The 1,485-nt window shown below is 44.6% G+C and carries 1 protein-coding gene; it reads right to left on the bottom strand.

Going from position 1 to position 1,485, the window contains the following annotated elements; translation table 11 throughout:
- Positions 1–4: 4 nt before the first annotated feature.
- Positions 5–1,378, bottom strand: coding sequence for an IS4 family transposase (locus H5089_RS20000; RefSeq protein ID WP_182712953.1), 1,374 nt, complete (start codon positions 1,376–1,378; stop codon positions 5–7).
- Between the last annotated feature and the right edge of the window lie 107 nt (positions 1,379–1,485).

The raw sequence follows: 1,485 nt of genomic DNA, 5'->3' as shown, positions 1-1,485 counted from the left end.
TTGATCACAAGTCTGACTCAAGAGATTTTGCTAAATCGTAGCCTTCCAGGATGGCTTGTAACTTAAGCCATCCTTGCCATAACACTTTCACAGATGCACGCCCTGTGCGCTTGGTATCTTTCCAGCCTCCTAACTTTGCCAGTTCCTGATACGCCCATGACATATTTGGAGCAGTTTCAGGCAATGGTGTTTTTATTCTCTTTAACCACAATAACTTCCATGCTTTGGGAGATAATAGTTGTTCACAACTTGGAGAATCAGGCTGCTCATTGGTGAACTTTAGTTGCAATATTCGCGTCGCAATAAAGCCATTAATCGTCACCAATCTTTCCATGTTATCTTGGCTTTGAAGGCGTAAACTTTCGATATCCGTGCCATCACTTTTCCAGACTTTATGGTATTCCTCTACAAGCCAACGGTGCTCATAGTAGGTGATGATAGCTAAGGCGTCTTCTTTGCTGGTGACTGGTTCACTGGTTAATAGGTGCCAGCTTAAGCCGTTCTCAGCGTTTCCTCTCTCTGCACTGCCGACATAGTAAACTGGGAGGGAGCGTCCTTTCTTATTGTAAGGCGCTTTGAGTGTCACTGGCGCATAGGTGATATCCAGTGTTGCGCTTCGGGCTTTTCTTCCTCCTTTTTGTACAATGTGGATGTGTTTGGTGCCTGCACTCATCAGCTCGCTTGCAAACGCATAGAGCTTATCCTCACCTTCTTCAATATGACGACTTTGCATCGAGCGTACGACGAATCGTTGCTGCTCGGTCAGTTTATACTGCAAGTATTCGTAGATGTCCGCTTCGCGGTCACACACCGATATCACGTTCGCCATTTGTCCTTGCAGCCGCTCTGCCATCGCTCGTGACGCTGACTCCCACTTGTAACTTTCTTTTTCTTCGTAAGAAGTCGTCGCGTGTTTTTCTCTTTTTCCAATCGTGTTGATATCACGACTCCAGCGAGACTGTTCAATTAATCCCACAACTTGCTTTGTGTCTGGCGCAAACAGTAATACGCTATGAGCTAACAAGCCTCGTTGTTTTGCTCCTCGTCCGACATGACCCAAATCATCTCGAATGGAGGAATGTTTATAAATTAGTGTGGTCGTGTCTTCTAATGCGAGCAACAAGTTATGACTTTTTGCTTGTTCAACCGTGGCTTTAAAGCCTGACTCTGCTATAGCCGTTGCGTCAATATTTTCGTTGCGAATAAAGCGGTAGGCACCTTCCATATCGGCGGGGGATTGAGTGATGTTTACAAGTGGTTTTCCTGGTTCATTTGCAAGCGTTGATGCTAACTTTACCAGACGCGCTGTTCTTCTTGGATCACCTAAGTCCGATTTACCGAATTGTTGTTTTGCCCAATGAGTATGTTCGTTAATCATAATGTGCCCTCAAACAAGATTTGAAGATCTGATCATGACATTGAGATTTAGTTCAAAAAAATCCCCGCTAATTTCTTAGCAGGGATTTGTGTATAAGAGACAGCTAA

Origin of the sequence: Pseudoalteromonas sp. SR45-1 (assembly GCF_014163655.1) — a bacterium.
GTDB classification, from domain to species: Bacteria; Pseudomonadota; Gammaproteobacteria; order Enterobacterales; family Alteromonadaceae; genus Pseudoalteromonas; species Pseudoalteromonas distincta.
The sequence above is the reverse complement of the archived record's forward strand: the minus strand, read 5'-3'. Positions and strand labels throughout refer to the sequence as shown.